At 62.6% G+C, this 24,166-nt stretch carries 28 protein-coding genes, 1 tRNA gene and 1 pseudogene; 14 read left to right on the top strand and 16 right to left on the bottom strand.

The window, feature by feature from the left end:
- Positions 1 to 210: 210 nt before the first annotated feature.
- Positions 211 to 624: a cytochrome P450 gene (locus tag ACR3FF_RS09570; RefSeq protein ID WP_458187783.1), complete on the bottom strand. Its 414-nt coding sequence runs from the start codon at positions 622 to 624 to the stop codon at positions 211 to 213.
- 449 nt (positions 625 to 1,073) lie between these two features.
- On the opposite strand from ACR3FF_RS09570, the gene ACR3FF_RS09565 reads away from it, so the two are divergent.
- Both ACR3FF_RS09565 and ACR3FF_RS09560 read left to right on the top strand, forming a co-directional pair.
- Positions 1,074 to 2,258 carry an MFS transporter gene (locus ACR3FF_RS09565; protein ID WP_458187782.1) on the top strand — a complete coding sequence of 395 codons (1,185 nt, stop codon included), beginning with the start codon at positions 1,074 to 1,076 and terminating at the stop codon, positions 2,256 to 2,258.
- 225 nt (positions 2,259 to 2,483) lie between these two features.
- Positions 2,484 to 3,296: a hypothetical protein gene (locus tag ACR3FF_RS09560; protein WP_458187781.1), complete on the top strand. Its 813-nt coding sequence runs from the start codon at positions 2,484 to 2,486 to the stop codon at positions 3,294 to 3,296.
- Positions 3,297 to 3,314: 18 nt separating this feature from the next.
- On the opposite strand, the gene ACR3FF_RS09555 is transcribed toward ACR3FF_RS09560, so the two are convergent.
- The 3 genes from ACR3FF_RS09555 to ACR3FF_RS09545 form a co-directional block, all read right to left on the bottom strand.
- Complete coding sequence (locus tag ACR3FF_RS09555) at positions 3,315 to 3,515, bottom strand: DUF8123 family protein (protein WP_458187780.1); 201 nt, start codon at positions 3,513 to 3,515, stop codon at positions 3,315 to 3,317.
- A 181-nt stretch (positions 3,516 to 3,696) separates the two neighbouring features.
- Positions 3,697 to 3,981, bottom strand: a complete 285-nt coding sequence (eif1A, locus tag ACR3FF_RS09550; RefSeq protein WP_458187779.1) for a translation initiation factor eIF-1A — start codon at positions 3,979 to 3,981, stop codon at positions 3,697 to 3,699.
- Between the two features lie 288 nt (positions 3,982 to 4,269).
- Positions 4,270 to 4,343, bottom strand: a tRNA-Lys gene (locus ACR3FF_RS09545).
- A 110-nt stretch (positions 4,344 to 4,453) separates the two neighbouring features.
- Here ACR3FF_RS09545 and ACR3FF_RS09540 point away from each other — a divergent pair.
- Positions 4,454 to 5,737, top strand: a complete 1,284-nt coding sequence (locus tag ACR3FF_RS09540; RefSeq protein WP_458187778.1) for a M20/M25/M40 family metallo-hydrolase — start codon at positions 4,454 to 4,456, stop codon at positions 5,735 to 5,737.
- A gap of 21 nt (positions 5,738 to 5,758) precedes the next feature.
- On the opposite strand, the gene ACR3FF_RS09535 is transcribed toward ACR3FF_RS09540, so the two are convergent.
- On the bottom strand, positions 5,759 to 6,475 hold the full coding sequence (locus ACR3FF_RS09535; RefSeq protein ID WP_458187777.1) for a DUF7119 family protein: 717 nt from the start codon (positions 6,473 to 6,475) through the stop codon (positions 5,759 to 5,761).
- Between the two features lie 98 nt (positions 6,476 to 6,573).
- Here ACR3FF_RS09535 and ACR3FF_RS09530 point away from each other — a divergent pair, with 98 nt between their 5' ends.
- Both ACR3FF_RS09530 and ACR3FF_RS09525 read left to right on the top strand, forming a co-directional pair.
- The gene (locus tag ACR3FF_RS09530; protein ID WP_458187776.1) at positions 6,574 to 6,777 is read left to right on the top strand and encodes a DUF7561 family protein; all 204 of its coding nucleotides are present in this window, start codon (positions 6,574 to 6,576) and stop codon (positions 6,775 to 6,777) included.
- Positions 6,778 to 6,934: 157 nt separating this feature from the next.
- Positions 6,935 to 8,707, top strand: coding sequence for a helicase C-terminal domain-containing protein (locus tag ACR3FF_RS09525; RefSeq protein WP_458187775.1), 1,773 nt, complete (start codon positions 6,935 to 6,937; stop codon positions 8,705 to 8,707).
- Between the two features lie 170 nt (positions 8,708 to 8,877).
- On the opposite strand, the gene ACR3FF_RS09520 is transcribed toward ACR3FF_RS09525, so the two are convergent.
- From ACR3FF_RS09520 to ACR3FF_RS09510, 3 genes are read right to left on the bottom strand one after another with little or no spacing between them, the layout of a single operon-like run.
- Complete coding sequence (locus ACR3FF_RS09520; RefSeq protein ID WP_458187774.1) at positions 8,878 to 9,876, bottom strand: class I SAM-dependent methyltransferase; 999 nt, start codon at positions 9,874 to 9,876, stop codon at positions 8,878 to 8,880.
- Entirely contained in the window at positions 9,869 to 10,981 is a 1,113-nt protein-coding gene (locus ACR3FF_RS09515) for a 60S ribosomal export protein NMD3 (RefSeq protein WP_458187773.1), read from the bottom strand. Before ACR3FF_RS09515 ends, ACR3FF_RS09520 begins: the two co-directional genes overlap by 8 nt.
- Before the next feature lie 42 nt (positions 10,982 to 11,023).
- Entirely contained in the window at positions 11,024 to 11,905 is an 882-nt protein-coding gene (locus tag ACR3FF_RS09510) for an NAD-dependent epimerase/dehydratase family protein (protein ID WP_458187772.1), read from the bottom strand.
- 239 nt (positions 11,906 to 12,144) lie between these two features.
- Here ACR3FF_RS09510 and htpX point away from each other — a divergent pair, with 239 nt between their 5' ends.
- Entirely contained in the window at positions 12,145 to 13,017 is an 873-nt protein-coding gene (gene htpX / locus ACR3FF_RS09505) for a zinc metalloprotease HtpX (RefSeq protein WP_458187771.1), read from the top strand.
- On the opposite strand, the gene ACR3FF_RS09500 is transcribed toward htpX, so the two are convergent.
- Positions 13,014 to 13,541 carry a DsrE family protein gene (locus ACR3FF_RS09500; protein WP_458187770.1) on the bottom strand — a complete coding sequence of 176 codons (528 nt, stop codon included), beginning with the start codon at positions 13,539 to 13,541 and terminating at the stop codon, positions 13,014 to 13,016. The genes htpX and ACR3FF_RS09500 overlap by 4 nt on opposite strands.
- Positions 13,542 to 13,626: 85 nt before the next feature.
- Here ACR3FF_RS09500 and pspAB point away from each other — a divergent pair, with 85 nt between their 5' ends.
- The 6 genes from pspAB to ACR3FF_RS09470 all read left to right on the top strand — a co-directional run bounded on the left by pspAB (position 13,627) and on the right by ACR3FF_RS09470 (position 18,095).
- Positions 13,627 to 14,232, top strand: coding sequence for a PspA-associated protein PspAB (pspAB, locus tag ACR3FF_RS09495; protein ID WP_458187769.1), 606 nt, complete (start codon positions 13,627 to 13,629; stop codon positions 14,230 to 14,232).
- A 133-nt stretch (positions 14,233 to 14,365) separates the two neighbouring features.
- Positions 14,366 to 15,397, top strand: coding sequence for a DNA repair and recombination protein RadA (radA, locus tag ACR3FF_RS09490; protein WP_458187768.1), 1,032 nt, complete (start codon positions 14,366 to 14,368; stop codon positions 15,395 to 15,397).
- Positions 15,398 to 15,641: 244 nt separating this feature from the next.
- Complete coding sequence (locus ACR3FF_RS09485) at positions 15,642 to 16,040, top strand: DsrE/DsrF/DrsH-like family protein (RefSeq protein WP_458187767.1); 399 nt, start codon at positions 15,642 to 15,644, stop codon at positions 16,038 to 16,040.
- A 21-nt stretch (positions 16,041 to 16,061) separates the two neighbouring features.
- Positions 16,062 to 16,304 (top strand): sulfurtransferase TusA family protein, encoded by a 243-nt coding sequence (locus ACR3FF_RS09480; RefSeq protein ID WP_458187766.1) that lies wholly within the window; start codon positions 16,062 to 16,064, stop codon positions 16,302 to 16,304.
- The gene (locus ACR3FF_RS09475) at positions 16,301 to 17,443 is read left to right on the top strand and encodes an NAD(P)/FAD-dependent oxidoreductase (protein ID WP_458187765.1); all 1,143 of its coding nucleotides are present in this window, start codon (positions 16,301 to 16,303) and stop codon (positions 17,441 to 17,443) included. The genes ACR3FF_RS09480 and ACR3FF_RS09475 overlap by 4 nt, the downstream gene beginning before the upstream one ends.
- Positions 17,444 to 17,453: 10 nt before the next feature.
- Positions 17,454 to 18,095 (top strand): helical membrane plugin domain-containing protein, encoded by a 642-nt coding sequence (locus tag ACR3FF_RS09470; protein WP_458187764.1) that lies wholly within the window; start codon positions 17,454 to 17,456, stop codon positions 18,093 to 18,095.
- An 84-nt stretch (positions 18,096 to 18,179) separates the two neighbouring features.
- On the opposite strand, the gene ACR3FF_RS09465 is transcribed toward ACR3FF_RS09470, so the two are convergent.
- From ACR3FF_RS09465 to ACR3FF_RS09445, 5 genes and pseudogenes are all read right to left on the bottom strand, one after another.
- Positions 18,180 to 18,599 carry an iron-sulfur cluster assembly scaffold protein gene (locus tag ACR3FF_RS09465; RefSeq protein WP_458187763.1) on the bottom strand — a complete coding sequence of 140 codons (420 nt, stop codon included), beginning with the start codon at positions 18,597 to 18,599 and terminating at the stop codon, positions 18,180 to 18,182.
- A gap of 27 nt (positions 18,600 to 18,626) precedes the next feature.
- The gene (locus ACR3FF_RS09460) at positions 18,627 to 19,901 is read right to left on the bottom strand and encodes an MFS transporter (protein ID WP_458187762.1); all 1,275 of its coding nucleotides are present in this window, start codon (positions 19,899 to 19,901) and stop codon (positions 18,627 to 18,629) included.
- 133 nt (positions 19,902 to 20,034) lie between these two features.
- Positions 20,035 to 20,190: pseudogene (locus ACR3FF_RS09455) on the bottom strand (DUF7351 domain-containing protein); the annotation flags it as partial.
- A gap of 18 nt (positions 20,191 to 20,208) precedes the next feature.
- The gene (locus tag ACR3FF_RS09450) at positions 20,209 to 20,850 is read right to left on the bottom strand and encodes an HD domain-containing protein (RefSeq protein ID WP_458187761.1); all 642 of its coding nucleotides are present in this window, start codon (positions 20,848 to 20,850) and stop codon (positions 20,209 to 20,211) included.
- A gap of 112 nt (positions 20,851 to 20,962) precedes the next feature.
- Positions 20,963 to 22,210, bottom strand: coding sequence for an aminotransferase class V-fold PLP-dependent enzyme (locus ACR3FF_RS09445; RefSeq protein WP_458187760.1), 1,248 nt, complete (start codon positions 22,208 to 22,210; stop codon positions 20,963 to 20,965).
- A gap of 117 nt (positions 22,211 to 22,327) precedes the next feature.
- Here ACR3FF_RS09445 and ACR3FF_RS09440 point away from each other — a divergent pair, with 117 nt between their 5' ends.
- Both ACR3FF_RS09440 and ACR3FF_RS09435 read left to right on the top strand, forming a co-directional pair.
- Entirely contained in the window at positions 22,328 to 22,507 is a 180-nt protein-coding gene (locus tag ACR3FF_RS09440) for a hypothetical protein (protein WP_458187759.1), read from the top strand.
- A 79-nt stretch (positions 22,508 to 22,586) separates the two neighbouring features.
- Positions 22,587 to 22,931 (top strand): DUF6176 family protein, encoded by a 345-nt coding sequence (locus ACR3FF_RS09435; RefSeq protein WP_458187758.1) that lies wholly within the window; start codon positions 22,587 to 22,589, stop codon positions 22,929 to 22,931.
- Positions 22,932 to 22,973: 42 nt separating this feature from the next.
- On the opposite strand, the gene ACR3FF_RS09430 is transcribed toward ACR3FF_RS09435, so the two are convergent.
- Entirely contained in the window at positions 22,974 to 23,264 is a 291-nt protein-coding gene (locus tag ACR3FF_RS09430) for a DUF424 domain-containing protein (RefSeq protein ID WP_458187757.1), read from the bottom strand.
- On the bottom strand, positions 23,261 to 23,992 hold the full coding sequence (locus ACR3FF_RS09425) for a tetratricopeptide repeat protein (RefSeq protein ID WP_458187756.1): 732 nt from the start codon (positions 23,990 to 23,992) through the stop codon (positions 23,261 to 23,263). The genes ACR3FF_RS09430 and ACR3FF_RS09425 overlap by 4 nt, the downstream gene beginning before the upstream one ends.
- Positions 23,993 to 24,166 lie beyond the last annotated feature (174 nt).

Below are 24,166 nucleotides of genomic sequence, written 5' to 3'. Positions count from 1 at the left end.
CCAATTCACAAAAGTGGAATGGCGACCCGTTTCGGGCGGCTTTGCTCGCCGTTCCACAAGTGCACTCCGATTCAATCAATATAATTACTAGTTCCGAACGTCTCCGTCAATCTCCGCTCTTCCTCGTTATGCGGGGGAAAATCGGCACGACGTCGCTCACATGCAGTGACGGCTCGTGACCGGAGCAGGCCATCGGAGTAGCGGTGACACTCAGCACCTCCGTACTGTCGCCTCGATGGCCGTTTCGGGTTGCAACGAGATCGTGGGGGCGAACGTCAGCGGTTCCGAGACGGAGACGTTCAAATCGACGCGCTGAACCATCGTCGCCAACGCCACCACTAATTCGAGACGAGCGAATCGCATTCCGATGCAGTGTCGTGGCCCGCCGCTGAACGGGAAGTAGGCGTACGCCGGGCGGTCCGACTCTCGTTCCCACCGTGACGGTTCGAACGCCGCTGGTTCCTCCCAAAAGCGGTCGTCGCGGTGAACTACCCATCGAAAGCCCTCGGCCGTTCGGCATCCCGCGGCCGCCGCTGCGCTCCTCGTGCCTGTGGTGCTTGCGGGGTCGGGACGTCCGAGATGGCCTTGCCCTTTCTGAGTCCGCCAGGCTGATGGGTAGTTCACCGAGCGACGTCCGCGGGTCGATCGAACTTCTGACCAATCGTCACCGACTCGCGCGACACAAATCTGATAGTACGTCCGGTATCCGTAGTACTCACAGTAATACCGCTTTGTCCCCATATGTCGAATTTGTGATTGAATCGGCGTCCGACTGTGACTGATTGCTGTCTGGTGCCGTGTCTGCTCCGGAGAACGAGATTCGAGGTGTCAGTTTCGACCATCGATAGCACGGCGTGTCGCGACGGCAGGTTCGACTGTCGTCGAGACCCCATCGGGAGGATGAGAATGGACGTCACGTTCGCGGCGAGACGAGACCGTTAGCGAACTCGCGACGGAAATCGATCCTCCGTGTCACTGTGCGTTTGATTACGTGCGCTGTCGTTGATGATTCCATTTTGCGGGTGTCGAACTTCGAACGTGGATATATCGTTACCCCAATCGAGAGACAGAGCATGACGACAGTACCCGGTGAACCGACCCGAACGACCGTCCCGTGGCGGTCGCCGACGATTCGGGTCGTGCTCGCCAGTACGGCACTCGCTCCGCTGGGTGTCCCGCTCGTCAGCCCTGCGCTGCCGGTCATCCGTGATACGTTCGGTATCACCGACGCACAGGCCAGTCTGCTCATCACGGTGTACTTTCTGACGGGTATCGTTCTCTCACCGTTCATCGGCATCCTGGCCGACCGACTCGGACGACGAAACGTTCTCGTTCCTTCCCTGTTCGTGTTCAGCCTCGGCGGTGGTGTGCTGGCGTTCGCCCCGGATTTCACGACGCTGCTGGTGGTTCGACTCGTCCAGGGAACGGCCGCCGCTGGCATCTTCATCACGACCGTGACGCTGATCGGCGACGCGTTCGACGGGATCCAGCGGAACGCCGTTCTCGGTGTGAACACCGCGGTACTCTCGGCGGGCGCGGCACTCTACCCGCTCGTCGGTGGCATCCTCGTTGGCTACGCGTGGAACGTACCGTTTCTGGCCTATCTCGCGGGACTCCCGGTCGCCGTGTTCTCCCTGTTCGTCCTCGACGAACCGATAAGTGAGCGCGAGTCTCGGAGCCTCGCGTACATCAGAGGAGCGCTCTCAGCGCTCACCGGCCGACGGACGGCCACCTTCTACGGGTCAGCCTTTTTCACCGAACTCCTGCTGTTCGGGTCGGTGTTCACTGCGCTTCCCTTCCTCCTCGCCGAGCAGTTTTCCCTCTCGCCGGTGCTCATCGGACTCGTCGTGACGGTCACGGAAGCGGTGGCCGTCCTCGTCGCCTCACAGAACGGCCGCTTCGCCCGATTTTTCTCGAACGGTACCATCGTCACGGTCGGGTTCGCCTGCTACGGTATCGGGTTGTTCGTCGTCTGGCTCGCCCCCACCGTCTTGCTGGTCGGTGTCGGCGTGACGTTCCTCGGCGCTGGCATCGGCTTGAGCATGCCCTCGGTGGACGCGGCCATCAGCGGTCTCGTCTTGCCTCGATTCCGGGCCGGTGCGCTGAGCATCCGTAACAGTACGACGTTCCTCGGTCGGGCCGTTGGCCCTGTATCGTTTGCCGGACTCGCGGCGAGCACGGGCTACCGACCACTGCTGTTCGCCGCGGGCCTCGTCGCTTTCGCGTGGAGTGGCGTCGTCTTCGTGGCGACGCGGTAACGAGAACTCCGTCGTCCCTCGTGTCTGTTCGGCCAGAGCGTCGAGGGAGTGCCGAGTGGCCGCTCGTCCTTCCGAATCTACCGATATGGTCCTCAAACCGACGTTCGTCGGGCTGATACCGTCGATTCTCGCCCTGGGGATCCGTCTCGGATACCGAAACGAAGCCAGTGTCCGCCGTGTCGCGAAAAAGTAACCATTATACTGCACGCGGACTGGGGCTAGGATATGCAACGACGAGCAGCGGGCATTTACATCGCCGTCTTTCTCGTTATCGCTGCCGGAGCGTACTCACTCATCGGAGTCGCTCAGGAGCCGACGGTTTCGATCGAGAATCCGGACAAGACCCTCTCCGAGCAGGGACAGAAGTTGAGCGTCGACGGACGCCAGTACAACGTCACCTCCCTGGGTGAGGGCTCGGCGAAAGTCGCGTGGACGAACCAGTCGGCCACCTACACGGCAGCGCTAGAGAACAACTCGACCGTCGAACAGGGTAACACGACGTTCAGACTCCTCATCCCGAACACGTCGAGCCCTTCGAAGGCGACGCTTCGTGAGGTGCAGAACCTGAGTAATAACACACAGACGGTCCAACAGGACGGCCAGACCTACGTCGTGGTCAACGGAAGCGACGGCAACAAGTCACTCGTTCCGGTCGACGAGTACAAGCGCCAGCAGTTCGGCGAACCGGAGACCCGAACGCTCCGGACGGGTAACAACTTCCAGTACGAGAACAACTCGACCACCGTCTCGAACATCTCGAAGGAGTCGGTGACCCTCGAATGGACGGCACCGAAGACGACCGAAACGTCGATTTCCGACGGCGGTCAGGTCGACCTCGGCCCGAACAACCAGACGTACGTGGCACACAGCGAAGGCGGGAAGATGCTGTTGTCACAGGACGTGAAAGCCTACACCGACCAGAAACAGGAAATCGCTCACTTCCAGGAGCGCATCGCGGGGCTGTGGGGCGTCTCCATCCTCAGCTTCCTCGCCGCAGCACTGCTGGCGATGATGGCCTACCTGCCGTTCAAAGGCTAACTCGGCGAATCGACTTTTTCACGCTCGAACGACCCACGCCAGAGCTGCGCCGATACCAACTGCCGAGAGCGCACCGACTATCTGCCCGAGCATGAGCAGGGCACTGCCGGATTTGTTCGCCCACGGCATCCCGACGAGGGTTGCGACGCCGACGAGCACGAGAAAGACACCGAAGGCGATTCCGAGCGGTTCGAGCGGGTCCGAGACGTAGCGGTTCATATCCGTGTTCTGTGTCCGACTGACTTATAATAACTGCTGAACGACGGTGGGTCGCGCACTGACTCCGGTCGTCTACCCCGGTCGTGGTCACTCGTCGGGCTAGACGAACGGTCGCAACTGGTGGAACCGATTCCGAGACGACGCAGCCGCTCTCACGGTTGGTTCCCAGAGGAAGACGGAATTATTGGATGTGGCCTTCGCGCCGCAGCTGGTCGGCGTCCTGCCCCGTGTAGCGCCACTCGATGTTGGCCTTCTCGTCCTGCCAGTCCCACGGTTCGACGAGGACGACGTCGCCCTCGTTGATCCAGGTCCGGTACTTCATTCGGCCGGGAATTCGGCCCATTCGGTTCTCGCCGTCTTCACAGCGGACGCGAACGTGGTTCCCGCCGTTGTGCTCGGTTACGACACCGAACATTTCGTCGCTCGATGGCATTCGGAGGTTTCGTCGCTCTGTTTTTTCACTCACACGCATCGTTAGTGGCGAACACGGTTAAATGATTGGAGAGGCGGGCTACCACGTAACACGGTCGGGAATGTGATGATTTCTGGAGTACGATCGCTGCTGGACCCCGATTCTCCGTATTCGGCTGTTCTCCTGTCTCTCTTTTCGTGTCGGTTAGCGTGTATACGCCACAATTTTTCGGCGGGAGTTCACGATGACTGAGCGGGAAAAATCGAGTCGTTTAGCTCCGTGCCTTCGAATCTCTCTCTCTCGATTATCCTCGTCGCTCGTCACCTTCGTTCCTCGCAGAAGCGGGCTGGAAGGGATTTGAACCCCTGGCCGTCTGGTTAAAAGCCAGACGCTCTGCCTAACTGAGCTACCAGCCCTCAACTGCTCTTGCGGGTGGTGACGGTTAAACGTTTACCATTCCGTCCCGGAACCCGCCGTCGGTTTCGATGTCAGCAAGGTTTACCATCCTGCCCACCACTGTCGAACCATGACAGAGTTCGCCGACGCCCAGGGCGACGAGATGCGGGCGTTCACCGAACAACTCCTCGCGTTCGACACGACCGGGGGACAGGAAGGTCCCGCCCAGGCGTGGCTCGCCGACCGACTCGCCGAGCTGGGCTTCGAAACCTACCAGTGGACTGCCGACGCCGAGCAGTTGGCCGGCCACCCCTCGTTTCCCGACGACCCTGCCGACGTCGAACACACCGAAGCGAGCGCCGACGGGCCGAGTCTGGCCGAGCGCCCCAGCGTCGCAGGCGTGCTCGAGTTCGGAGACCCCGAGAGTGGCCCGACGCTCGTGCTGAACGGGCACGTGGACGTGGTGCCGGTCACCCGCGAATCGTGGGATACCGACCCCTTCGAACCGACGTGGGACGGCGACGACCTGACAGCACGCGGCGCGGCGGACATGAAATCCGGGCTGGCGGCCTGCGTCTTCGCGGCCAAACACCTCGCGGAGCGCGACGAGCAGGGGTCGAACGGACGAGTCGTCGTCGAGAGCGTCGTCGGCGAGGAGGAAGGCGGGTTGGGCGCTGTCGCCGCGGCCCTCTCGAACCCCTACCCCTTTGAGCGCGACGCGGCCATCGTCGCAGAACCGACCGACCTCACCCCCGTCGTCGCCACCGAGGGGAGCGTGATGAAACGGCTCCGCCTCACGGGGCGCTCCGCGCACGCGGCCACGCGCTGGCGGGGAGAGAGCGTCCTCCCGCACTTCGAGCGCATCCGGCGGGCGTTCTTCGAACTCGAAGCCGAGCGAAGTGAGTCGGTCACACACCCCCTCTACGAGGAGTTCGAGATTCCGTGGCCCATCGTCGTCGGTACCGTGGACGCGGGCACGTGGTCGTCTACCATCCCGGCGAACCTCACCGCCGAGATGCGCCTCGGCGTCGCTCCCGGCGAGACGGTCGACGACGTCGAAGCGGCCTACGAACGCCGTCTCGAAGCGGTGGTCGCCGAGAGCGAGTGGCTCAGCGAGCATCCCCCCGAGTTCGAGCGATTCTCCATCCAGTTCGAACCCGCCGAAATCGACGCAGACGAACCGGTCGTGGGTGCACTCCAGTCCGCGATGGCCGACTTCGGCCTCGAAACGAACCTCCGGGGCGAGACCTACGGTGCGGATTCGCGTCACTACGTCGCCGCCGGCATCCCGTCCGTGGTGTTCGGGCCCGGCACCATCGAACAGGCACACTTCCCGAACGAGACCGTTCACTGGCCGGACGTCGAGGCGGCGGGCGCAGTGCTCGTCGATGCGGCCCGTGAGTTCCTCGACTGAGCTTCGACTCCCCGAACGCTCCTACTCGAACTCTCGTTCGAGCGCGCGCACGACCACGTCTTCGGGTTTCTCTCCGTTGAGTGCGGCATCCCGCCGGAGTTCGCGGTACACCTCCGACGGGAGGGTGAGCGTCATTCGGCCGGGGGTGACGCCGTGTTCGCGCAGGGCGCGTTCGACCGGTGTTCCGTTGTCGATTTCGCTGACGATAGCGCGCACGTCCCGAACGGTCAGCGAATCGTCGAGGACGGCCCACGCGAGTTGATAGCGGGCATCGCCGCCGACCCGTGCGATGTGCTTTGCCGCCGTCGGCGCGATGTGTCCCACCGCCACGTGGCGACGAATCGACCGCGGGAGGTCGTGTACCCGCGCCCACTTGCGGATGAACGCGATCGTCGTCTCTCCTCCTGCCCGCTCTTTCGCCCCTTTGTACGACCCCTCGCCGCGGACAAGTGCGGCACAGGCCGCGGCCCCGCGGAGCATGTAGACGTTGTCCTCGTCTCCGGCGTTTCCTTCTGCGAACGCCCGGACGGTCTCGGCCGCCTCGGCGACGCTGTCCGGGTCGGTCGGGTCGAACGCTTTCGCTTCGTCTGCGCGCTCGCCGGTGACAGCCCTGTTTCCGCGGATGACAGGTTCGCCGACGGGCGACCTTCTATCCGCAGGCGGGTCGCGGTTGGTGGGACGTTCGCGGTCCGTCGACGCGTCGCGGTTGGCGGACGATTCGTCGAACTTGTCGGTCATTGCACGACGATTGGTCCGATACGGCAAAAAGGAACTGTTCGTGTGAGTGGGAGGAACGTGCCGAACGTTCTTTCTTACACGCATCCTAACCGAGTGGTATGACCACCGACGAGTGCGACGGCTGTGGGGCGGCAGTTCCCATCGCGGGCGGTATCGCTAACCTCTGGAACACGAACCCACAGTCGTCCGGCGGAATGACACTGGAGTTCGAGGACGGGAGCGAACACTTCCTCTGTTATGCCTGCATCGACCAGTTACCGGACTATCCGACGAAAGAGGACGTGGCGGCCTTAGAGGAGTGACCCCGCCGGTGTCATTTTGCTCTCCTGAGCAGGCGTCCGTCTCTCGCTCGCCGGTTTCGAATCCCGCTACTATATATTCTGATTCATCTACTTTGGCACAAAAATCTTCGGTGGTGAACCCGGAGGCTTTACGCCGCGGCCACGCGTTACCCCAACAGTGAACCCCGAGCGGATTCGAAACGAATTTCCCGCGCCCTCCTTTCGCGGCAACCAGCGAGACGCCCTCCGAGACATCAGAGACGCCTTCGAGGACGGTAACGACGTGGTGCTGGTTCGTGCCCCGACGGGAAGCGGTAAGTCGCTACTCGCCCGCGCCATCGCGGGGTGTGCCCGCCGCGTGGACGACGCCGCACCGAGCGACGCGACAGGGGCGTACTACACGACGCCGCAGGTGTCGCAACTCGACGACGTGGCCGGCGACGACCTGCTGGACGACCTCAAAATCATCCGCGGGAAGCGAAACTACTCCTGTATCCTGCCGGGCGAACACGACACCCCCGTCGATAGAGCGCCCTGTGCCCGCGAGAAGGGGTACGACTGCTCGGTGAAACATCGCTGTCCGTACTTCTCCGACCGCGCCATCGCCAGCAACCGCGAAATCGCGGCGATGACGCTCGCCTACTTCATGCGCACCGCTGGCTCGGAGGTGTTCCGCAAGCGCGACGTGGTGGTCATCGACGAAGCCCACGGGCTCGCCGAGTGGGCCGAGATGTATGCGACCATCGACCTGAATCCTCGAACCGTTCCCATCTGGGACGACCTGAAGATTCCCGAGGTGACCGGACTGGACAGGGCGGTGGAGTACGCCGAACGCCTCACGGGAACCTGCAAGCGCCGCAAAGACGACCTCGTCGCCAAGCCGGAACTCACCGCTCCGGAGGCAGCCCGCCGCGACCGGTTCCAGGAACTCGTCTCCGAACTCGACTGGTTCGTCGAGGACTACCGCAACCCGGACAGCGCGACGGAGTGGGTGGTCGACCAACCCGACGGGAAAGGTGGCCCGATTACCATCAAGCCGATGAACCCCGAGCGCTACCTCGCTCACACCGTCTGGGAGCGCGGGAACAAGTTCGCGCTCCTCTCTGCCACCATCCTGAACAAGGCGGCGTTCTGTCGGCAGGTCGGTCTCAACCCCGACCGCGTCGCGCTCGTGGACGTAGGCCACACCTTCCCGGTCGAGAATCGCCCGCTCTACGACGTGACCCAGGGGAAGATGACCTACGAGCACCGCGAGGAGACCCTGCCGAGGATAGCGCGAATCGTCGTCCGTGTCATGCAGGCCCACCCGGACGAGAAGGGAATCGTCCACGCCCACTCCTATCACATCCAGCAGCAACTCGCCGAGACGCTCCGCGAGTTCGGCGTCGGCGACCGGGTGCGCGCCCACGAACGCGATTCACGCGACGCCGACCTCGAAGCGTGGAAAGCCAGCGACAACCCCGACGTATTCCTCTCGGTGAAGATGGAAGAAGCCCTCGACCTGAACGATGACCTCGCACGCTGGCAGGTGCTTTGTAAGGCTCCGTTCTCGAACACCGGCGACTCGCGGGTCGCCCACCGACTCGAAGACGGCCAGTGGGCGTGGTACTACCGGACCGCGCTGCGAACCGTCATCCAAGCCTGCGGGCGCGTCGTTCGCTCGCCGGACGACTACGGCGCGACCTACCTCGCCGACTCCAGTCTCCTCCAGCTGTTCGACCGCGCTCGCACCGACATGCCCGACTGGTTCGCAGAGCAGGTCGACCGGATGTCCCACCCCGACCTGCCGGCGTTCGACCCCGGCAGTGCGAGTCGGGGGAGTAGCGGACGAGGTAGCGGAAGCGAGGGCGAGAGGAGTGGACGAGTTCGTAGCGACGCGGGGTCGAGCGGGCAGACGGGACGCTCGCGCGACCGAAAGAGTCCGATGGCGGACGTGTGGGAGACGGAATAGCCGACCACAGCGTCGCTCACAGCAGGGTTACGGTGTACGCGACCGCCGAGAACACCATCAGGCCGACGAAGAAAAGCGAGATCAGTTTCTGTCGAACGTTTTCCATACGACTGGCAAAACTATCCGGGGAAATAAATCTTCGGTAACGGTCGACACGCCGTCGCGGTCGGTCAGTCGACCTTCGCGTCTACGACGACGTGCCAGACGCCTTCGCTGTGGCTTTTCACTTTACGGCGGTCTATCACCTCGATTTCACGCCCGTGGTCGCTGGCTGTGTCCCGAAGCCTGCCGACGGGACGCTCCCAGAGTCGATTCTCGGGCGTCGTCTCGTGGAGGTGGACGACGCCGCCGGGTTCCAGCGCTGCGAGTGCGGTATCGAGGTATTCGTGGGCATCGTAGTAGCCCATGAGGACGCGTTCGGCACTCGCGTCGACGTCTCGACAGTCGGCCCGGTACGCGTCGATTCTGTCGGTCACGTCGTTCAACACGGCGTTTTCGAGGAGGAACCGAAACGCGGTCGGGTTGCGCTCGACCGCCGTCACCTGCGCTCCGGCGCGGGCCATCGGGAGCGTGAAGTAACCGATTCCGGCGAACATGTCGAGGACGCGCTCGCCGGGTTCGACCAGTTCGCCCATCCGGACGCGCTCTCGCTGGTTGCCGGGGGCGAACATCATACTCCGCAAGTCGAGTGCGTACTGCGTTCCGTGTTCGGTGTGGATGGTCTCCGTGTCGCCCGACCCCGCGACGACCGTCACGTCGGGTTCGCGGTGCTCACCCGAGATTCCACCGCGGGCGAGGACGGTCTCGGCCTCACCGTGCAGGGAGAGCAGTGCTTCCCCAACCTCCGCTTGCCGGGTGCAGTCGCCGAACTGTACGAGCACGACGCTGCCGACGACGGCCCACGATTTCGGCACGCGAGCGAGTTCGTCGTCGGACCACCCGTCCGCGCTGAGGTACGATTCGAGGTCTGGAAGCCGCCGCTCCGGATTCGCCTGTTCGACGACGTCTATCACCGGCGTCATCTCGGGTTCCCGGCTCACCGGTAGTTCGACCGTCTCCTCGTCGTGTTCGCACACCTTCCTGGAGTCGTCGTAGATGCCCTCCGCCGTGAGGTCGGCGATGGCGTCCTCGGCCCGCGACTTCTCGACCAGTGCGGCGAGATTACGCATCGGGCACCACGTAGAGACCGTTTCGGCTCTTGAACACCGAGACCATCTCGGCGTCCTCGTCCACGTACGAGGGGCGGGCGATGGTCTTCGTCTGGTACGTCTCCGGGTCGAGCACCTGCACTGCGTGGTCGTCTTCGACCGTCACGAGCGTCGTCTCCTGTGCGTCGTCGATGGTTCCCAGTTTCCGCGCGTCGGGGGCGTGTCCGTCCTCGAAGCGCGCTTCGTACTCCTCGCCGGTCGTGATGCGTCTCCCTTTCAGATTTCCTTGCACGCTTCGGACGAGCACCGGTCCCTCGTCGTCGTCGGGGCTGATGATGTCGCCCGGCGTGAACGGCGGGAGGCGGACAGCGTAGGTGACGCGGTACACCTCGTTGCCGTCCTCGTCTTCCGTGACGAGCGTCTCGGAGTCGCTGAAACTGCCGCCGAACTCCTCGACCAGTTTGTTCGAGATTTTCTTGCCGATGTTGTTGGTCGAGACCTTGAGATTTAGTCCGTCCGGCGTCTCGTCTACGTCGGTGACGAAGGCGTTTCGGTCGCCCGTCGCCTCCATGTCCGCGACGATTTCGGTGGCTATCTCGCGGGCGCGCTGTTTCTCTTCGGCCGTCGGCGTTCGTTCGACGCCCCGGACCTGCACGATGCTGGCGTAGTAGTCCCCCGCGATACGACCACAGCGGGTACAGGTCTGGCGGGCGAGCATGACGGGGACGACGACCTCCTCTTCGACGAACGTTCCCCGGACGACCCCCGAGAAGTAACAGTGCATCCGGATGGTGTTCTGGTCTACCTGCTCGGCTTCGACCTGCCAGGAGACGTCCTCTGCGTCCACGTGGACGGCGAGCGACTCGCTCACCTCTTCGATAGCGATGTCCGTGTAGTCGCGCGCACCGACGTCTACCCACCGCCTCCCTCGGTAGACTGCACCACACTGGGCACACACTCGGACTTCGATTCGTTCCGGGGCGTCCACGAGGTCGAACCGGTCGAAATAACACGCGTCACAGAGCTTTCGTTCCCGGCGGGATGCGGACGCTGGGTAGTCCCGTTCCGTGGTGTCCACCGAGATGGGGTCACCGCAGTTCGGGCAGAATTCGCGGGACTCGGTCATTACCGGTCGTTAGTCGTTCTCGCTTTTAAGCCTGTAGAAGACTCACGTGAGAACGGCCTCGTCTTCGTCGACCGCATCGCGCCACGAGTTCGTCGGCTGCCAGCCGAGCGTCGACTCGGCTTTCGCGGTCGAGAGTGCCGAGTCGTGTCCCGAGACGCGACAGTCGTCCGGAACCGCTCCGAAGAATTCGTGGAGGGCATCTTCGATTGGCCGGTCGAGATAGTTCTCCTCTGCTCCGACGAGAAACGGTTCGTGACCGTCGAATCTCGCCGTGATGGCACGTTCGATGGCGGTCGCGACGTCGCGAACGTCGACGTACGACCAGAAGTTGCCCGCACCGGTCGCGAGGTCACCGCGAGCGTCGACGCAGTCGTACTCGCCGGGAAACTGTACCCACGAGGCGCGAATCGACGCGACGGAGACGCCGTATCGCCGGGCGACCATCCGACCGATTTCCTCGCCGACGACTTTCGACGTTCCGTACGGGTCTTCTGGCTGGAGCGGGTGGTCTTCGTCCAGTGGCAGGTACTCCGGCAGCGACGGCTCTCCGGCGAGGGGAAACCCGTACGCGCTCTCGCCCGACGCCCACGCGATGCGTGCATTCGCCCGCCCGGCGGCGGTGAGAACGTTGTACGCGCTGATGACGTTGTTCTCGAAGACACGCATACCGGCGTGGCGTTCCGGCGACGGGAGCGGAGTCCAGTGGACGACCGCGTCGGGATTCTCGCTCGAAACGACCTCCGCCGTCTCGACCTGTTCGGTCAGGTCGGCAGCACGGAACGAGAGTCCCCGATACGCTTCGAGTTCCCACTCCGTTCGAGAGAGGCCGACGCAGGTCACGTCCCACCCCCGTTCGGCGAGATGAACGGCGAGCCACGGGGCGGTACGGTCGAGACTCCCGGTAACGAGGACCGTCCCGGTCATCGACGTACCCTCCCCGGTTCGTAGAACATACTCATCGGTACGCCACATTCGTGGGTAAGCGTTCTGGCCCACCCGGAGTGCAACAATCTCTCTTCGGCGATGCCCGTCTCTCTCCGCCGTCTTTCACCCAGCTATGAACGACGGAAGTGGGGGTCTCGGACATTCTTCGTCCGTGGACCGTACTACCTTCCTCGCGTATGCGACGAATCTTTAAACGGTCTGAATCCCTAGACTGGCGCATGAAGTGGAAAGCAGATTGGGGACTTCGAGCCAGAATGGGGCTGACGATGTTCCTATTGTTCGGATTGTACATCGTGTTCATCGGCGCGCTCGCGTACATGGACGTGGGCGTGTTGGTGATCGCGCTCGTGTTCGGCGGTTTCTCGCTCGCTCAGTTCTTCTTCAGCGACAGACTCACGCTGTGGAGCATGGGCGCACAAGAGGTGAGCGAGGAGGAGTATCCGCAACTCCACGCGACGGTGGGTCGTCTCTCACAGCAGGCCGACCTCCCGAAGCCGAAGGTGGCAGTCAGCGACCAGCGGGTGCCGAACGCCTTCGCGACGGGGCGCTCGCAGAAGAAGGCCGCCGTCTGCGTGACGACCGGACTGCTGCAGACGTTGAACGAGGAGGAACTGGAGGGCGTCATCGCACACGAACTCGCGCACGTCAAGAACCGCGACATGATGGTGATGACCATCGCGTCGTTCCTCTCGACCATCGCGTTCATGGTCGTCCGCTGGGGCTGGTTGTTCGGCGGCGGCGACCGACGTAATCAGGCACCTATCTGGGTCGCCATCCTCGTCTCGCTCGTCGTCTGGATAGTCAGCTACCTCCTCATCCGGGCGCTCTCGCGGTACCGCGAGTTCGCCGCAGACCGGGGCGGTGCGACTATCACCGGCAAACCGTCGGCGCTCGCCTCGGCCCTGATGACCATCGACGGACGGATGGACAAGGTGCCAAAAGAGGACCTGCGAGAGGAGGCGGAGATGAACGCTTTCTTCATCATCCCAATCCGGAGCGGTTTCGTCGGACGACTGTTCAGCACGCACCCGAGCACCGAACGCCGGGTTGAGCGACTGCGCGAACTGGAACGCGAGATGGAGTCGTTCTAGGGCGTCTTTATGTAGGCGTAGCCGTCCGCCTGCAGTTTCGTGAGTTCGCCGACGCCTGCCGGGACGGTTTCGACGCCTGCCAGCAGGTCTTCGGTCGAGAAGTTGAACGCCTCCATGCTGTTTTGACACGCTTTAAACTCGATGCCCTGTTCGGCGAGCGAGGTCACTCTGTCCGCCACGATCGACTCCCCTTTCACCACGAGTCGGATGCCCTGTCCGTTGGCGACCAGCGCTACCGGCTCGACGTCCGTCGTGTCGTCGTTGAGGAGGTTGGCGACGTTCGCCACCGCGTGTTCTTGATGTCCTTTGCCACTGCTGTAGTGAAATACCGTGCTCATCGTCGTCTCCTGTTTTTCCGTGGTCGTAGTTTGGCTGGTCGTCTCAGTCACCGTCTCCGTTCCGGATTCCGTGCCGGTCGGGTCGCCGCTGGTGCCGGGGTTCTGCCCCCCCGTACATCCCGCGAGCGCGATTGCCGTACCCGCGCCGGCGAGTTCGAGAAACCGGCGTCTCGACTGCGTCTTCATCGACTTCTCTGTTGTCCCCTAACCCCTTTATTAAGTACCGATTAACGACCGACCTCCTTTTTCCCCTTGCGCTCGTATCCCCGATATGGGACTGCTGGACGGACTCCGCGAAGTGCTCGGCATCCGGGCCGAAGCGGACGCCGGACGCGACGCCGACCCCGAAGACCTCTTCGGCATGAGCACGGCCTACGTCACGATGGAAGCAAACCTCGGGTACGAACCGGTCGGCATGGCCGCCCTCTGTTTCTCACAGGTCGATAGCACGGACTTCCGCGAGGCGGTGGACGAGGTACACACCATCCTCGAAGCCGGAAAGGAGGAAACTGGAACCGACGCGTGGGCGCACGTGGACACCCACGGCTACTCGTGGGTCGTCCTCGAAGACGACGACTTCGAAGACCTCGTGACGAGCCTCCACTTCGCCGCCGACACGTTCGTCGAGCAAGGCTACGGGTCGCGACTGCTCGCCGCGCTCTTTGGCTTCCAGCAGAACGGCGACTACGCCTACTGGGTGTACTCGTTCCGCCGGGGTGCGTACTACCCCTTCGCGCCGAAATCCGGCCACGAACGCGATTCGGCCGCGGAGTTCAAACTGGAGAGCAACCTGGACGGCGAACTCGAAATCGAACCCGACAAGGAGTACTGGTATCCCCTCTGGCCCGACCGCGCCGGCGACCACCCGTGGGACTAGTCACCACGCTCCCGACCCTTCCTATCTAAACCCTGCTATTTCGATTCGACCACCTCTCCGCAGTCGTCCATTTTCACTTTCACTCTGCTGTTAACGGAGCTTTATATGATGGGACGCACAAGAAGCGAGTACGATGGCAGACGTAGACCTCGAAGCACTACCGGGTGTTGGCCCAGCAACGGCAGAGAAACTCCGTGACGCAGGATTCGAATCGTACCAGAGCCTCGCAGTGGCGAGTCCCGGTGAGCTCGGCAACACTGCCGACGTCGGTGAGAGCACCGCCGCCGATATCATTCAGGCCGCGCGCAAAGAGGCCGACATCGGTGGGTTCGAAACCGGCTCGCAGGTGCTCGAACGACGTGAGCGAATCGGCAAACTCAGCTGGCAGATCGACGAGGTGGACGACCTCCTCGGTGGCGGCGTCGAAACGCAGTCTATCACCGAAGTCTACGGTGAGTTCGGTGCCGGGAAATCGCAGGTCACCCACCAGCTCGCGGTGAACGTACAACTCCCCAGCGAACAGGGCGGTCTCGGCGGTAGCACCATCTTCATCGACAGCGAGGACACGTTCCGCCCGGAGCGTATCGACGACATGGTTCGCGGGCTGCCGGAGGAAGCAATCCAGGCGACGATGGACGACCGCGAAATCGAAGGCTCGCCCGACGACGACGACGCGATGGAGGAACTCGTCGCCGACTTCCTCGACAAGATTCACGTCGCCAAGGCGTTCAACTCCAACCACCAAATGCTCCTCGCGGAGAAGGCCCAGGAACTCGCCGGCGAACACGAAGACAGCGAGTGGCCCGTTCGCCTGCTCTGTGTGGACAGTCTCACGGCTCACTTCCGCGCCGAATACGTCGGTCGTGGCCAACTCGCCGAACGCCAGCAGAAGCTGAACAAACACCTCCACGACATCGACAAGGTCGGCAACCTGTACAACACCGCTATCGTCGTAACGAATCAGGTCTCTTCGAACCCCGATTCGTTCTTCGGCGACCCGACCCAGCCCATCGGTGGCAACATCCTCGGTCACAAATCGACGTTCCGGATGTACCTCCGCAAATCGAAGGGTGACAAGCGTATCGTCCGTCTCGTGGACGCACCGAACCTCGCGGACGGCGAGGCTGTCATGCGCGTGCAGGACAGCGGACTGAAACCCGAATAACAGTTCGTCTCGTTCACTTCGTTTCCCAAGAGTATGACCTTTCTATCGAGCAGACCTCCCCCTTCTCGTCACCACAACGCTGAATAACCTCGCTTGCCTCGTTTCTACTAAGGGGGGTCGACTGCATCGCCACGACTACTCACGGAGCGTGACTAATGGGGACACACGGCATAATTCTCACAATCTTGGAATAGGCTCACAATACTATATCTACAAGGTACGTATCGATACATGTGAAAAACTCATGAATGGCTTTGCAATCGTCCTTGCCTCCGAGGACATCGAGAAGATTCAGGCTGCGAGTATCATTGGGTCGGTCGCTGCGGCGTCCGACATCCCGGTCGATATCTTCGTCACGATGAACGGTCTCAACCCCTTCGAGAAAGAGGCCGTCGAGAACATGGACTTCAAAGGCGGACGCGTCGCCGAGGCGATGATGAACGCGACCGAAGTCCACGTCCCCCTGTTCACCGAGCAGCTCGAACAGGCAAAAGAACTCGGTCCCCTGTCCGTCTACGCCTGCACGATGGCGATGGACATGCTCGGGAACACCCTCGACGACTACGTCGATATCTTCGACGACGACCTCGGTGTCGCCGGGTTCCTCGAGATGGCACAGGACAAGAACGTGATGTTCGTCTAAAAATACAACAAGGTGATTACAATGAGCGAATCCAAAATCGAAGCTGACGTAACGATCGACGCACGTGGAGCGACCTGCCCCGGTCCCCTGATGGACCTCATCGGGAAAATAAAGAGTGTCGACTCCGGCACCGTCGTCGAACTGCAGACCGAAGACGGCGGGTCGAAAAAGGACGTCCCGGAGTGGGTCGAGAAAGCCGGTCACGAGATGGTCGACACCGTCGACCACGGTGACTACTCGAGCCTCTACGTAAAGAAAGCATGAAACGAATCGCCATCGTCGGTGGCGGAACCGGCGGCACGGTCCTCGCCAACCGACTCGCAGACAAACTCGACTCGGAAATCGACGCGGGCGAGGTCGCGGTTACCCTCGTCACCGACGACCCGAACCACGTGTACAAGCCCATGTACCTCTACGTTCCGTTCGGGGAACGGGAGGTCGACGAGGCCAGTCGGCCAGTGTCTGAACTGCTGGACAGGCGCGTCGAGCTTCGCATCAACCGCGTCGTGGATATCGACACGGACGCAAAGCGCCTCCAGTGTCAGGACGGCCACGAGACGCTCGATTACGACCACCTCGTGCTCGCGACCGGTGCCACGCTCACGCCTGAAGAGGTGCCCGGCCTCAAAGAGGGCGGCCACCACTTCTACGGCCCCGAAGGAGCGGAGGCGCTGCGCGACGCCATGGCCGAGTTCGACGAGGGACACCTCGTACTCAGCGTCATCGGCGTGCCTCACATGTGCCCGGCCGCTCCGCTGGAATTCGTCTTCATGGCCGACGACTGGCTCCGCAAGCAGGGTCGGCGCGAGGACGTCGAGTTGACCTACACCTACCCCATCGGACGCGCCCACGGGCTCGAATCCATCGCCGAGTGGGCGACGCCGGAACTCGAAAAGCGGGACATCAACGTCGAGACGTTCTTCAACGTCGACGAGGTCGACCCCGATTCGAAGGTCATCCGGACGATGGAAGGTTCGGAGATGGACTACGATCTGCTGGTCGCCATCCCGCCCCACAGCGGCGACGACCTCATCAAGGAGGCCGGACTCGGCGACGACGGCTGGGTGTCTGTCGACAAGGAGACGCTCGAAGCGAACGACGCGGAGGACGTCTACGCCATCGGTGACACCGCCGACGTTCCGACGAGCAAGGCCGGAAGCGTCGCCCACTACGCGGCGGGCGTCGTCTCCGACCGTCTCGCCAGTCAGGTCCGGGGGCACACCCCGACCGCCAGATTCGACGGCAAGACGGTCTGTTTCATCGAATCCGGCATGGACGAAGCGACCTTCGTCGAGTTCGAGTACGGCCGACAGCCGACCGTGCGAGACCCCTCGAAGTTCGTCCACTGGGCGAAGCTCTCGTACAACGAGTCCTACTGGCTGACCGCACGGGGACTCCTGTGAGGTGACAGAGATGCCAGAACAGACCACAGAAACAGAGGCTCGAGATGCCCTCGAAGAGGCAATCGCCGAGAATCCCGAGGAAGTCGCCCGCCTGATGGAACGACTCGGGCTGGTAAACGGCGTCCTCGACGCGGTTGACGTCGGAACCTCCGCCCTCGACGACCAAATGGTCGCAGAGCTCGCCGGAACGGCGGGAACCCTCGCGGAGGCCGCAGACGGCCTCGCGACGCAGGAGACCGTCGAACTGTCCGAATCGGTCGGTCAGAACGGCGCGGAACTCGCCGACGCCATGCAAACGCTCGTACGTCTGCAAGAGAGCGGCACGTTGGACGAACTCGGCCAACTCGCCGACCTCATCTCGCTGGTGTCGGGCGCGCTCGACGACGAGATGGTCGCGACGCTGGTCGGTGCTGGTAGCTCGCTCGGCGAAGTCGCAGACACGGCGTCCGACCCCGATACGATTCGGGGGATGGAGACGCTGTTGCACGCGGTCGGTGACGCTAGCGACCCCGAATCGCCGCCGGAGCAAGTCGGCATGGTCGGCATGTTCCGTGCGCTCCGTGACCCGGAGGTTCAGACCGGACTGGGCTTCATGCTCGCCATCGCAAAAGCCCTCGGTCGGGATGTACAGCGCAAACCCGAACGGAAATAATCGGGTCCGCTGTCGGCTGGGTCACACCGCCGAGGACTCTCCACCTTGACTCTTCACCTCGAAACTGTACCTCGAAAAGAGCGGTTAGTCTTCGGTCGTCGTCTGGTCAAGTTGCTTCTCTCCTTCGTAGATTTCCGCTCCGTCCTGGACGACCTTCTCGGCGAGCACCGCGCATTTCACCCGCATCGGGCTGATCTCCACACCGAGCATGTCGATGACGTCGTCTCTGTCCAGTTTTTCGACTTCGGCGAGCGTCATCCCCGGGAGCTTCTGGGAGAGCATACTCGCGCTGGCCTGACTGATGGCACAGCCGTCGCCCCGGAACGCGACTCGCTCGATGGTGTCGCCGTCGTCTCCGAGAACCACGTCGAATTCGAGTTCGTCGCCACAGGAGGGGTTGACTCCCTCGTGGGTGAAGCTTGGTTCGTCCAGTTCACCGTAGTTTCGCGGGTTCCGGTAGTGGTCGAGAATCTGCTGCCGGTACATGTCCGAACCCATGCTCATCGTTGAATCTGGCTACGAGAGTCCCGCCTAAAAGGATTCCGACGATTCTGTCCGTGCCGGGCGAGCCAGTCCGTACCGCTCTCCCTCGATGTCTTCGACCGCCGAGAGGCTCCGGAGCAAGGGATGGGCCAACCAGTACAGCGAGAGGAAGACGAATCCGAAGCCGGCACTGGTCACGACGAGCCCACTCCCGAAGGCGTCGCCGGCGATGCCGCCGAGCAGTGCACCGACGGGCATCGCACCCGCAGAGGCGCTGGCGTTCACGGACGCGACGCGTCCCATGAGGGCTTCGGGGACGACCAGCTGTATCATCGCGGCGAAGATGACGTTCGTCGCGCCGACCGGAATCCACGCGAGGAAAAACAACCCCACCGTCGCGGGAAACCACCCAACCGCGACTGCGGCGAGCCACACGATACCGCCGAAGGCGAACCCGGCGACGCTCAGCGTAGAGAGCGAGAACCGCTTCAGCGGTGTCGCCGCCAGCGATCCGACGAGCATCCCGCCGACGACGGCGGCCAACATGAACCCGTACGCGTCGGGCCCGCCGAACGATTGCGCGTAGGCCGGGAGCACCGACATCATGATGCCGACGGTGAAGTTGACGACGAGGCTGGCGGCGAGAAGCCAGACGAGCACCGAGCTCCGGACGTACCGAATCCCCTCCCGTAGTTGTGTGAGATAGTCGTCCACGGCGGAGGTGACACTCTCCCCTTCGTCCGGTCGGTCGGCGGGCGGGACGCGGACGGTGAAAAAGACGAGTGCGGCGGCGGCGAACGTCACCGAATCGACGAGGTAGAGCGACACCGCACCGACCAGCGCGACTAAGACGCCGCCGAGCGCGGTGAAGGCGAAATCGACGCCCTGGTAGGCGAACGAGAACGCCGAGTTGGCCTCGACGAGTTCCTCTTTCTCCACGATGCGGGGCAGTGCGGCCTGTTGTGCCGGGTAGACGAACTGGTTCAGGAGCGAGACGACGGGCATCACGACGAGTACGACCCAGACCGAGAGCCACCCCATCGCGGCGGCGAGCGGGATAGAGAGGACGAGCACGCCCTGGGCGACCTGCGTCGCGACCAGGATTCGTCTGAGCTGCCACCGGTCGACGAACGGGCCGACGAGAAACTGGAGCGTCTGTGGGAGCATAGTCAGAAAGCCAGCCAGTCCGGTGTAGAACGACGACCCACCGAGTTCGAACGCGAGCCACATCGCCGCGACGGCGTAGATACTGTCGCCCGCGTTCGTTATCAACCGCCCCGCGAAGATGCGGGCGAACGCCCAATTTTCGAACACGGAGTGCATACGATAGAACAGGCGTCTTCTTCCAATATATATTAGCAGAATTACAGTTCTGTAAACGCGCTAGCCGAACGCAGGTTCTGTTGGGCAATTTTCACTTCTGGACGGTGACGGTCAGGTCGCCGTCCACGGTGAGTCAAAGTTCGTCGTCTTCGAGCTCGATGGCGTACTCGACAAGCAGCGGGTCGTCTGACGCGATTCGAGGCTCGTTTTCGAGGAGCCAGTCCAGTTCCCAGAGGGTGTGTTCGGCCAGGTCGATGCCGTGGTCGTAGTGGAAGGCGACGACTGCCGAGTGCTGGAGGAGGTACGATCAGCGCTCGCCAGCCACCTCGCGCTCAAACCGTTCGAGGAACTGCTGGACGAACACTCCACGCTCGTCGGCCAGTCGACGCCCTGCATCGGTGTACATCCGCCTGGGAAGCCGCAAAATCTTCTTGTGGAAGTGGTTGATAGCCGTCGCGCCTGCGGGTGTGTCGTCCGCGTCCAGCGGCAGGTCGGGGTCGTGGAGTGGCTGGTCGTGTTCGCCGCTGAAACAGAAGTTCCGGGCGATTCCGACCGCACCGAGGGCGTCGAGATTGTCCGCGTCCGAGAGCAGTTTCGCCTCCAGCGTCTCGGGTTCCACGTCGTTCGAGAAGCGATGCGCCCGGATGCAGTGTTGGACGGCTTCGATTTCCGAATCGGACACGTCGTACTCGGCGAGGATTCGCCCCGCCTCCTTCGCACCCCACTCTGCGTGGTCGTCTATCTCCCCCCGGTCTTCTCGCCCGCGGCCGACGTCGTGGAGCCAGACCGCCGTGAACAGAACCGTTTCGTCCGCGTCGTACTCCGAGACGAGCGTTTCCGCGAGGGTGGCGACTCGCTGGACGTGATGCCAGTCGTGTGCGGGAGCGACGTCTTCGAAGTAGGTCTTCGCTCGGGGTCGGACTGCTTCCGAAAGGTTCTGTGTCGTCATTCGTCTCTGACTCTGTTTTGTTAGCGTTATTAGAAAAGTCGTCTGACTTTTGGTCGTGTGCAGAGTCGTAACTATCGAAAGGTGGATTTCCAGAAGTAAATCAAAAAGGGCGCTACTGCGCGAACAACTGCCGGGCGTCGTTGACGGCCTCGACCAGTTTGTCGACCTCCTCGCGGGTGTTGTAGATGTAGAAGGACGCCCGCGCCGAGGCCGCGACGCCGAGTTTGTCGTGGAGTGGCTGGGTGCAGTGGTCGCCCGCCCGGATGGCGACTGCGTGGTCGTTGACGATGCTCGAGAGGTCGTGGGCGTGGACGCTGTCGACGTTGAACGAGACGAGACCGCCCCGGTCGTCGCCCGGCGGGCCGTAAATCTCCACGTCGCCCTCTTCGGTCAGGCGGTCGTAGGCGTACTCCGCGAGTTGCTCCTCGTGGCGCTGGATGCGCTCCATGCCAATGTCCTCCAGATAGTCCACCGCGGCGGCTAGCGCGATGCCCTGCGCGATGTTCGGCGTTCCGGCCTCGAACTTCCAGGGCAAGTCTTCCCACGTCGCGTCCTCGTAGGTCACCTTGCGAATCATATCGCCACCGTAGAGATAAGGCTCCATCTCTTCCAGGATGTGTTTCTTGCCGTACAGGCCGCCGATGCCGGTCGGCCCGGCCATCTTGTGCCCGGAGAAGGCGTAGAAGTCGGCGTCGATGGCTTCGACGTCCACGGGCCGGTTCGGTACCGCCTGCGCCCCGTCGACGAAGATGTAGGCGTCGTGGTCGTGTGCGATGTCCGCGAGTTCACCGACCGGGTTCGTCGTCCCGAGCGTGTTCGAGACGTGGACGACGCTCACCATCTTCGTGTCGTCGGTGATCATCTCCCGCGCGGCGTCCATGTCGAGATACCCCTGCTCGTCGATGGGGATGTACTTCACGTCCGCGCCGGTCTTCTTGCCGAGTTGCTGCCAGGTCACTAGCGAGGCGTGGTGTTCCATCTCGGTCAGGACGACTTCGTCGCCCGGCCCGAGTTCGGAGAGTCCCCAGGCGTAGGCGACGAGGTTCTCCGATTCGGTCGTGTTCTTGGTGAACACCATCTCCTCGCGTCCGCCGCTCGCACCGATGAACTCGGCGAGGCGGTCGTGGGCCTCCTCGTAGGCGATGGACGCCTCCTGACTCAACTGGTGGATGCCGCGGTGGACGTTCGCGTTGTAGTTGCGGTAGTACTCACAGATGGTTTCGACGACCGGTTCGGGCGTCTGGGTCGTCGCCGCGTTGTCGAGATACACCAACTGCGTCCCGTCGAACTCCCGCTGGAGAATCGGAAAGTCCTCCCGGATGTGCGCCACGTCCAGCGCGTCTGATCGTTGGGTTGCCATTACGGTTCGATTGGTGTTGGAGTCAAAACACTCCTTCGGTCGGCCGAGCCGAGCGAAACCGAAACCAGTTACGCTACCGGTGGTGTGGCTTAAGTGACTCCGCCCCTACGAGTTCGTATGGTCTCGAAGCGACGACTCGGTGCGAGTCTGCTCTTTCTCGGTCTCGCGTTCGTCGGTGTCTTTCACACCGTCCTCGCCTTCGCGTTCGACACGGGGCTGACGACCGTGGGCAGCGCCCTCGCCGTGGTTTCGTTACTCGGTCTGGTCACGGTGAACGTCCCGGCGTTCCTCGATTAATCACTGTCTCTTCGTCTCCGGATCCGGAACTTTCTGTCGTCTCGCTATGTATATATGACGTGCTCGTATCGACTCTGCCATGGTCGACGTCGTATTGACGAAACGGAAAATAAAACCGGGAAAGACGCAGCGATTGAAGGAGTGGATGGCCGAGATTCGGCGGCGCGAGGACGAAACCGTCGAGACGTACGAGAGCGAGGGGATGTACAGCGAATCCGCCTTCGTCGAGCGAACGGACGAGGGCGACTTTCTGGTGTACTACATGGAGTCCGAAGACGCACGGCGTGCGTACGAGGCTTTCGAGAACTCGACACACGAGATAGACCAGGAGCACAAGCGAGTGATGGCCGAAACCCTCGAAGACGAACGGAACGTCGGCGAGTACGAACTGCTCTATCATCTCACCGGTCCAGACCGACCGTAGGTCGCAGGGACGTACTCTCCTCACCGAGCGGGTTCGGGGAGACTACATCCGCAAGAACTGTGCGTGCCGCGTCGAATCGAGGTCGAGCACGTTCGATTCGTCTACGAAACCTTCCTTGATCGCGAGCGTCACGGCGTCGGTGCCGACGATGTTCGCGACGCTGGCGCGTGCGAGGCTGTCGACGACCTCGCCCTCGTCTACCTCGTCGCCGGCGTAGAACTCCTCGGTGACGGTGAGCGACACGTCCTCTGCTTCGAACGTCTCGCCGAGCACGTCGTCGTCGCAGACGGCGACCAACAACCCCTCTTTTGTTTCGCGCTCCCGAAGTATCATTCCTGAATCAGCTCTTGTTCTGCCTCCCTCCGCATCTCCTCGGCCTCCTCTGCGAGTCGTTCTGCCTCTTCGTCTTCGCCCAGCTGTTCCAGTGCGCGAGCCTTCTCCTCGACGACCTGCGCGTTCCGGAAGCCGAGTCGAATCGCGTTGTCGAGACAGTTCAGGGCGTCCTCGGCGAGGCCGCGTTCGAGCAGGAAGAAGCCGCGGTTGAACCACGCCTGGGGGAATCGCTGGTCGATTTCGACCGCGCGTTCGGAGTGTTCGAGCGCCTGTTCGGTCTGTCCGGACTCCCAGAGGGCGTAGGCCAGATTCGTCTCCGCAGTCGCGGCGTGTTCGCTGTCGTCGTCGATTCGCAGGGCTTCGCGGTACGAGCCGATTGCTTCGTCCCACTCCTCGAGTTGGCCGTGTGCCGCACCCTTGTTCACCCATGCTTCCTGGGCTTCCAGCGAATCTTCCTCGGCGAAGCGGGCCGCGCGCTCGAACGTCTCGGTCGCCTGTTCGAAGCGGTTGATCTGCATGTAACTCAGGCCGACTTCGACGAGGTCTTTGACGGACACGCGGTCGCGAGGCATCGCCTGCTGGTCTAGCATATCGGTGACGACACGCGAATCGACGGGGTCTACCTCGTCCGGGTTCACTTCGAGTTCCGGCGGGTCCAGGTCGAACCCTTCGTACGGGTCGTCGAAGCCCTCCCCTTCGGAGAACTTGTGACTTCGCTCGTCGGTCATTGTCAGTCGATTGGGGCGGCGTACTGTTAAGGTCTGCGCCATCCGAATCTGAAGAACCGGGCGTCGGAGGCTGTGTGAACTGTTATCTCTCCGTGTGCTCGGCGAATCGGTGTTCACGAAATTCGCACGAAGAGCGTTCATAAAGACCATCTGAGACGTGTCAGTAAGGACTAC

This window comes from Haladaptatus ordinarius, from assembly GCF_054177595.1.
This window is presented reverse-complemented; position numbering and strand designations above follow the sequence as displayed.

Coding starts and splice junctions, on each gene's coding strand:
- ACR3FF_RS09515 (WP_458187773.1), bottom strand. CDS start 10,981: ATGACCGAGTCCCGCGAATTCTGCCCGAACTGCGGTGACCCCATCTCG.
- ACR3FF_RS09430 (WP_458187757.1), bottom strand. CDS start 23,264: ATGATACTTCGGGAGCGCGAAACAAAAGAGGGGTTGTTGGTCGCCGTC.
- ACR3FF_RS09425 (WP_458187756.1), bottom strand. CDS start 23,992: ATGACCGACGAGCGAAGTCACAAGTTCTCCGAAGGGGAGGGCTTCGAC.
- ACR3FF_RS09520 (WP_458187774.1), bottom strand. CDS start 9,876: ATGCGTAATCTCGCCGCACTGGTCGAGAAGTCGCGGGCCGAGGACGCC.
- ACR3FF_RS09565 (WP_458187782.1), top strand. CDS start 1,074: ATGACGACAGTACCCGGTGAACCGACCCGAACGACCGTCCCGTGGCGG.
- ACR3FF_RS09485 (WP_458187767.1), top strand. CDS start 15,642: ATGAATGGCTTTGCAATCGTCCTTGCCTCCGAGGACATCGAGAAGATT.
- ACR3FF_RS09475 (WP_458187765.1), top strand. CDS start 16,301: ATGAAACGAATCGCCATCGTCGGTGGCGGAACCGGCGGCACGGTCCTC.
- ACR3FF_RS09560 (WP_458187781.1), top strand. CDS start 2,484: ATGCAACGACGAGCAGCGGGCATTTACATCGCCGTCTTTCTCGTTATC.
- ACR3FF_RS09465 (WP_458187763.1), bottom strand. CDS start 18,599: ATGAGCATGGGTTCGGACATGTACCGGCAGCAGATTCTCGACCACTAC.
- ACR3FF_RS09445 (WP_458187760.1), bottom strand. CDS start 22,210: ATGGCAACCCAACGATCAGACGCGCTGGACGTGGCGCACATCCGGGAG.
- htpX (WP_458187771.1), top strand. CDS start 12,145: ATGAAGTGGAAAGCAGATTGGGGACTTCGAGCCAGAATGGGGCTGACG.
- ACR3FF_RS09450 (WP_458187761.1), bottom strand. CDS start 20,850: ATGACGACACAGAACCTTTCGGAAGCAGTCCGACCCCGAGCGAAGACC.
- pspAB (WP_458187769.1), top strand. CDS start 13,627: ATGGGACTGCTGGACGGACTCCGCGAAGTGCTCGGCATCCGGGCCGAA.
- ACR3FF_RS09435 (WP_458187758.1), top strand. CDS start 22,587: ATGGTCGACGTCGTATTGACGAAACGGAAAATAAAACCGGGAAAGACG.
- ACR3FF_RS09530 (WP_458187776.1), top strand. CDS start 6,574: ATGACCACCGACGAGTGCGACGGCTGTGGGGCGGCAGTTCCCATCGCG.
- ACR3FF_RS09460 (WP_458187762.1), bottom strand. CDS start 19,901: ATGCACTCCGTGTTCGAAAATTGGGCGTTCGCCCGCATCTTCGCGGGG.
- radA (WP_458187768.1), top strand. CDS start 14,366: ATGGCAGACGTAGACCTCGAAGCACTACCGGGTGTTGGCCCAGCAACG.
- ACR3FF_RS09540 (WP_458187778.1), top strand. CDS start 4,454: ATGACAGAGTTCGCCGACGCCCAGGGCGACGAGATGCGGGCGTTCACC.
- ACR3FF_RS09535 (WP_458187777.1), bottom strand. CDS start 6,475: ATGACCGACAAGTTCGACGAATCGTCCGCCAACCGCGACGCGTCGACG.
- ACR3FF_RS09440 (WP_458187759.1), top strand. CDS start 22,328: ATGGTCTCGAAGCGACGACTCGGTGCGAGTCTGCTCTTTCTCGGTCTC.
- ACR3FF_RS09470 (WP_458187764.1), top strand. CDS start 17,454: ATGCCAGAACAGACCACAGAAACAGAGGCTCGAGATGCCCTCGAAGAG.
- ACR3FF_RS09500 (WP_458187770.1), bottom strand. CDS start 13,541: ATGAAGACGCAGTCGAGACGCCGGTTTCTCGAACTCGCCGGCGCGGGT.
- ACR3FF_RS09480 (WP_458187766.1), top strand. CDS start 16,062: ATGAGCGAATCCAAAATCGAAGCTGACGTAACGATCGACGCACGTGGA.
- ACR3FF_RS09555 (WP_458187780.1), bottom strand. CDS start 3,515: ATGAACCGCTACGTCTCGGACCCGCTCGAACCGCTCGGAATCGCCTTC.
- ACR3FF_RS09510 (WP_458187772.1), bottom strand. CDS start 11,905: ATGACCGGGACGGTCCTCGTTACCGGGAGTCTCGACCGTACCGCCCCG.